At 48.6% G+C, this 5,787-nt stretch carries 6 protein-coding genes; 2 read left to right on the top strand and 4 right to left on the bottom strand.

Annotated features, from left to right (window positions below):
• The 3 genes from Q0314_RS04365 to Q0314_RS04355 form a co-directional block, all read right to left on the bottom strand.
• On the bottom strand, positions 1 to 280 hold a 280-nt coding region (locus Q0314_RS04365), incomplete at its 3' end, for a phosphatidate cytidylyltransferase (protein ID WP_298056920.1).
• Positions 277 to 627, bottom strand: coding sequence for a hypothetical protein (locus tag Q0314_RS04360; protein ID WP_298056916.1), 351 nt, complete (start codon positions 625 to 627; stop codon positions 277 to 279). The genes Q0314_RS04365 and Q0314_RS04360, both read right to left, overlap by 4 nt.
• Complete coding sequence (locus tag Q0314_RS04355; RefSeq protein WP_298056913.1) at positions 608 to 1,246, bottom strand: lysophospholipid acyltransferase family protein; 639 nt, start codon at positions 1,244 to 1,246, stop codon at positions 608 to 610. Before Q0314_RS04355 ends, Q0314_RS04360 begins: the two co-directional genes overlap by 20 nt.
• 570 nt (positions 1,247 to 1,816) lie before the next feature.
• Between Q0314_RS04355 and hcp the strand changes: the two genes are divergently transcribed.
• The gene (gene hcp / locus Q0314_RS04350; protein ID WP_298056909.1) at positions 1,817 to 3,145 is read left to right on the top strand and encodes a hydroxylamine reductase; all 1,329 of its coding nucleotides are present in this window, start codon (positions 1,817 to 1,819) and stop codon (positions 3,143 to 3,145) included.
• A gap of 884 nt (positions 3,146 to 4,029) precedes the next feature.
• On the opposite strand, the gene Q0314_RS04345 is transcribed toward hcp, so the two are convergent.
• Positions 4,030 to 4,860, bottom strand: a complete 831-nt coding sequence (locus Q0314_RS04345) for a pyridoxamine kinase (RefSeq protein ID WP_298056908.1) — start codon at positions 4,858 to 4,860, stop codon at positions 4,030 to 4,032.
• 174 nt (positions 4,861 to 5,034) lie between these two features.
• Here Q0314_RS04345 and menA point away from each other — a divergent pair.
• Positions 5,035 to 5,787: 1,4-dihydroxy-2-naphthoate octaprenyltransferase (gene menA / locus Q0314_RS04340; RefSeq protein WP_298056907.1), on the top strand; the 753-nt coding region annotated here is incomplete at its 3' end.

Here is a 5,787-nt window from a genome sequence, read left to right as displayed (position 1 = left end):
TGTGATCGCCTCTGCGGATGTAGATGAGCGACAAAAACTCGCGCAATGCGGCAAACGAAACTAGCAAAAATAAAAATATCACGGCGTTTTTGCCAAGATAAGTAAACGCAAAAATAACCAAAATCATCGCCCACCAAGCGTTTATGCGCGAGGTCAAATTTGCGATGGTTTTGTTCTCGGCGCCAAATTTGGCCTTTAATATAAAAGCCACGACGCTAGAGACGACTAGCACCGCGATGAGTCCTAAAAATAGATTTAAGATATGATTTTGCGGGTTCATTTTAGTGCCTTTTGGTTAAATTTGAAGCTAAATTTGATGCCTGCTTCGGAGCTCTCCGAGCGAGTCAAATTTGCGCGCGTTTGGTTTGCCGAGCGGACGACTTGTTTGGTTAAATTTTTTACGCGGTTTAAATTTACGCTTGGGTCAAATTTGATTTGCGGCGCGGCTGGCGTTTTGGCACGGGTTTTGTTTTTAAATTTGACGCTTTTGGTCACCGCTCTAAAAGGCTCGCCGTCAAATTTGCCGTAAAAGTCGGTCGCAAATTTTTCCGTCTTGCGTGGCGGATTTGCAGGGCTCAAATTTACAGCTCTCGCCAAAGCCGTCGCGCTAAGCTTTCGTTCTATCATTTTGTGTATCGCTCATCGCTAGTAGCGCGTCTTGCGCCTTTTGTAAAAACTCGCCCTTGCTCTCGCCGCCGTAGGTTATCTCCTCGCCCACTATCAGCTCGCAAAGCAGTGGAATAGGCACAAAAAAACCCTTAGGTAGGACGTTTCGTGCGTTTTTGATCCATACGGGCACGAACGAGACGGCGGGACACTGCTGCGCCAGACGGAAAATCCCGCTTTTAAACGGCTGTAGCGCTAGATCGTCGTTTATCTTGCGCGTGCCTTCGGGAAAGATGATGAGAGAGTGCGTTTTTAGCGCCTCGCTCATTTGCGCTAGCGCCTCTAGCGGATCTTTATGACGGCTGATTAGCACCATGTTAAACACGTTTTTAGCAAGAAACCTGCGTACCGGCCCGCCCTGCCAATACTCCGCCGCCGCGACGGGACGCACGCGCTTTCTCACGCGGTAAGGCAGCGAGACGAAAATCAGCAAAAAATCGCCGTGGCTGGCGTGGTTGGCGTAGTAAATTTTAGTACCCTCGCCGATGTTTAAAAGCTCCTGCGGCGGCCGTACCCCCGTGATAAATATCGTGATGCGGCAAAGGATAAAATCAAGCGCGGCCGCTAAAAACTCTTTCATCTTTTGTCCTTTTTGTTAAATTTGCCCTGTCGGTGCGTCAAATTTGACGAGTAGCGAAAATTTGCCGTAACGCTTGCCGGCAAACGAAGTAGGTTTTAAAACTAGAAATTTTAACTCACAAACGCTCATGATACTCCAAATGATTAGACTTAGCGCAATCTGGGCCGATCTTGGCTGCGACTCTATCTTACCGCCCGCAAAACCGCTTTGCCGGTTTTAGTAAAATATAATGAAATTCTTTTATATATTTGCCGTTATTATACCTAAATTCTCTTTTTTTAAGCGCGGCAAGAGACTTGCTCTCTTTGCCCTCTGTGGCCACTTAAATCTTTAGCCAGATTGTTTTGCGCAGCAATGAGCCTTAACTCCATAATGCGCTAATCCACCGCGCTTTAGTTAAGAATTCTAAAAACTTGGCCAAATTTGAGTAGCGACCGCGCTGTCGCAAGAAATTAAATTCTCATTTTATAAATAATTTTGATAAATTTTCGCCGTTTCTTGATGGCGACCAAGTCGTTATTATAAATAAAATCTTAAAATCTGTAGCTAATTTTTTATAAAGGATTTTCTATGAGCGACAATCTAGAGATGTTCTGTCATCAGTGCCAAATGAGCGCGCCCGAGGGCTGCGGCGCAAAGGGCCAAAGCAAAGGCACCTGCGGCAAAACCTCGACGCTGGCGTTACTTCAAGACACTATGGTTTTCGGACTTAAAGGCCTTAGCGCCTACCGCCACCACGCGCACGAGCTCGGCGCCGATACTAGCGCGGTCGATACCGTTATGGCGGACACGCTGTATTTCACGCTGACGAACTCAAATTTTAACTTTGACGAGCATATCGCGCAGCTGATGGCCGTCGGAAGCGCGGGCGTGCAGATGATGGATATCTTAAGCGAGGCGCATACCGCAAAATTCGGCGTACCGACCCCGGTTAAAGTAAGCCAAAACAAGGTCGAGGGCAAGGCGATTTTGGTTAGCGGACACAACCTGCACGCTCTTGAGGCGCTGCTAAAAGCGACCGAGGGCAAGGGCATCAATATCTACACCCACTCCGAGATGCTTCCTGCGCACGGCTATCCGCAGCTTCGCAAGTATCCGCACCTAAAGGGCAACGTCGGCAAGGCGTGGTTCGATCAGACCAAGCTTTTTAACGAATTTAAAGGCGCGATTTTGATGACCACCAACTGCATCGTGCCGCTTCGCTCATCCTGTAGCTACGCAGACAGGCTCTTTGGCTACTCTATCGCGGGCACGGACGGCATCAAACATATCCAAAACGACGATTTTACGCCGCTCATCGAGTGCGCGCTTGCGTGCGGCGACGTGAGTATGGACAGCGACGAGAGCTTGGTGACGGGCGGACACTACAAGACGATTTTGAGCCTCGCGCCGCAAATTTTAGACGCGATCAAATCGGGCAAAATCCGCCGCTTTTTCGTCATCGCAGGCTGCGACGCGCCGGGCAAAGGACGCGAGTATTACCGCGAGCTAGCGCTCAGCCTGCCGAAGGACTGCGTGATTTTGACCTCTAGCTGCGGCAAATTCCGCTTCAACGACGTGGATTTTGGAACCGTGCCCGGCACCGAGCTTCCGCGCTATATCGATCTAGGTCAGTGCAACGACAGCAACGGCGCGGTCAAGATCGCCTTGGCGCTTAGCGAGGCTACGGGCATCGCGGTAAACGATCTGCCGGTCTCGATCGTGCTGATGTGGATGGAGCAAAAGGCGGTCATCATCCTGCTTGCGCTGCTTAGCCTTGGCGTTAAGAATATCAACGTGGGCCCTACGGTGCCTGAGTTTTTCAACGACGAAATTTTGGGCTTTTTGGTGCAAAATTTCGGCCTTCGCCTAATCAGCGGCGACGCGCAGGCGGATCTGAAATACTTCCTGGGCGAATAAATTTTATAGCGAGGCAAATCGGGTAAATTTAAAATTCGGCAAAGCTCCGATTTTAAATTTACCCTCTATACGCCGCTTTTAGCGAAGCTAGCCGATCCGCGGCTATTTTGCACCGACGCTCATATTTAAATTTCACGACTATGCCGTCCTTCTTAATTTAAATTTTAAAATTTCATAATCTCACTAAATGCTTCGCAAAATTTAATTAAGTGCTTTTTTTACACATTCAAATTCCAATCGTCTTTGCTATTACAATCCTTCTTTTTCTGTGTAAGTATTTATCTTATCCGTATCGCTGCCGCTTATAGTAACCGCTATAGTGTAGCCGTCTTGATGCTTGGTATCTCATAAAATTTTCCGTATCATCTCATTGTTCGCTATCAGATATTGAAATTTAGTGCCGTTAAAATTTTAAATAAATATAGTATTTTCACAGGATTTTTAATCGGGATTTAAATACGGATTTTAATCTAAATTTTACTCATAAATTTTGAGATTATTTTATAAGTGCATGGCGCACGGCTTGTGGGAATAAAATTTTAAGCAGATTTTGTGCGAAATTTCAAAATGCAGCTCAGCTCACAAGCAGATAAATTCGCTGTAGCCTTGCGTTTAGAATTCAGCGCTAGCCGACAAATTTCGCATCTTTACGTCGGTGCAAATTTTAAAATTTTATGCAGGAGATAAAATTATAAGCCGTGCAATGCATGAATTCTAAAATTCCACATCGCCTATAGAATTCCATGCCCTACACGACACATAAATTTTGAAATTTTAAAATTTCACGCCGCAGATAAAATTTAGAAATTTCCTTTTGCGGTAAAATTTTAAAGCTCTGCCACAAATCCTCTGTCCGCGCGGCGAGTTCCAAATCCGTCTAGAACTTAGATTTTCCTCACCAGCTCGGGGATTATCGCTTCGAAATCGACCCCTTCGTAGTCCTTGCGCTCCTCGTCGCTCATTGTCTCCTTGATCGTGCTTACGACGAAGTCCGCGGCGATGCGAACCGCCGTTTCCAGCGATTTGCCGCGCATTATCGCGCCAAAGGCTACGGCCGCGAAAATATCGCCGGTGCCGTTAAATTTAACCGGCAGCAGCTCGTGAAAATACTCGTTCGTCCTGCCCGTGCGTGCATCGTAGCTGAAAACTCCGCACTGATCGGCGATGTAGACGATGCCCTTTAAAATCACCTGCCTAGCGCCCAGCTCTCGAAGCCTTGCAAGCAGATCCATTATGAAATCCCTATCCGCATCCTCTCGGTACGGCACGCCTGTAATCGCGCAGGCCTCGGTGATATTGGGCGTAATGACGTCGGCTTGAGCGCACAGAAGCGCCATCATACGGGCAAAATCCTCGTTAAAGCCAGGATAAAATACGCCGTTATCGCCCATACAAGGATCGACCAAAATGGTCTTACCCGCGCCGCCGAAGCTCGCAAATAGCTCGCTCATAATCTCGATCTGTGCCGCCGAGCCCAAAAAGCCCGTGTAGACGCCGTCAAATACCACTCCGCGGTCTTTCCAGTGCGCCATGATCGCGCGTATTTGAGAGCTTAGATCGCAAAAGGTGTAGCCAGAAAAGCCCGTATGCATCGATAAAACCGCCGTAGGAATCACGCTTGTGCTCATCCCCATCGCGCTTAGTATCGGCAAGGCGACGGTCAGCGAAACCTTGCCCACGCAGGATATATCTTGAACGGTAAGAACTTTTTTCATCACAATTCCTAAAATTTTTGGCTCTATTTTACCGCTATTTATATTAAAAAGGCGAATTTAAATAAAATTTACTCTACTAATAGTCTAAATTTATAATATTTTTGGCGTTTTTCCGCTAAATTTTATCTCGAGTTCGCCGTAAATTCGGCTCTAAAAATCAACAAAAGGCAAAAAATGATAACCGCAAAGGCTCTTTACGCGTCTGCTCGCCTCAGATCACTACCTCTTAGCGTCTCGGGCGTGATGCTTGGTAGCGGCGCGGCATACGGCGCGGGCGTATTTAGAGCGGACATTTTCGCGCTGGCGCTGCTTACGACGCTGCTGTTTCAGGTACTCAGCGACTACGCTAACGACTATGGCGACGCGGTAAAGGGCACCGACGACGAGGGCAGACTGGGGCCGCGCCGCGCGATCCAAACGGGACAGATGAGCGCCGAGCAGATGAAGCGCGTCATAGTCGTTACGGCGCTGCTTTCGGCATTTTCGAGCCTCGCGCTAAGCGTTTTGGCATTCGGCGAGCGGTTTTATCTCGTGCTACTGTTTTTAGCACTAGGCGGTGCGTCGATATTTGCTGCGATCCGCTACACCGTGGGAGCCGGCGCATACGGATACCTGGGGCTCGGCGACATTTTCGTGTTTTTGTTTTTTGGACTACTAAGCGTGCTGGGTTCGTACTTTTTATACGCGCGCTCGCTCGATGCGGCGCTGCTGCTGCCTGCGTGTGCGTGCGGGATGCTAAGCACGGCGGTGCTAAATTTAAACAACATGCGCGACATCCAAAACGATGCACTCAAGGGCAAGCGCACGATCCCCGTTCGTATCGGACTGCGCGCAGCCAAGCGCTACCACTACGCGCTGATCTCGGGTGGAGCGGGATTAATGCTTTGCTACTCGCTTTTGCGCGGCGAGCCGGGCGTGAGACTGCTC

Source organism: uncultured Campylobacter sp., from assembly GCF_938040115.1.
GTDB lineage: Bacteria > Campylobacterota > Campylobacteria > Campylobacterales > Campylobacteraceae > Campylobacter_A.
The sequence above is the reverse complement of the archived record's forward strand: the minus strand, read 5'-3'. Positions and strand labels throughout refer to the sequence as shown.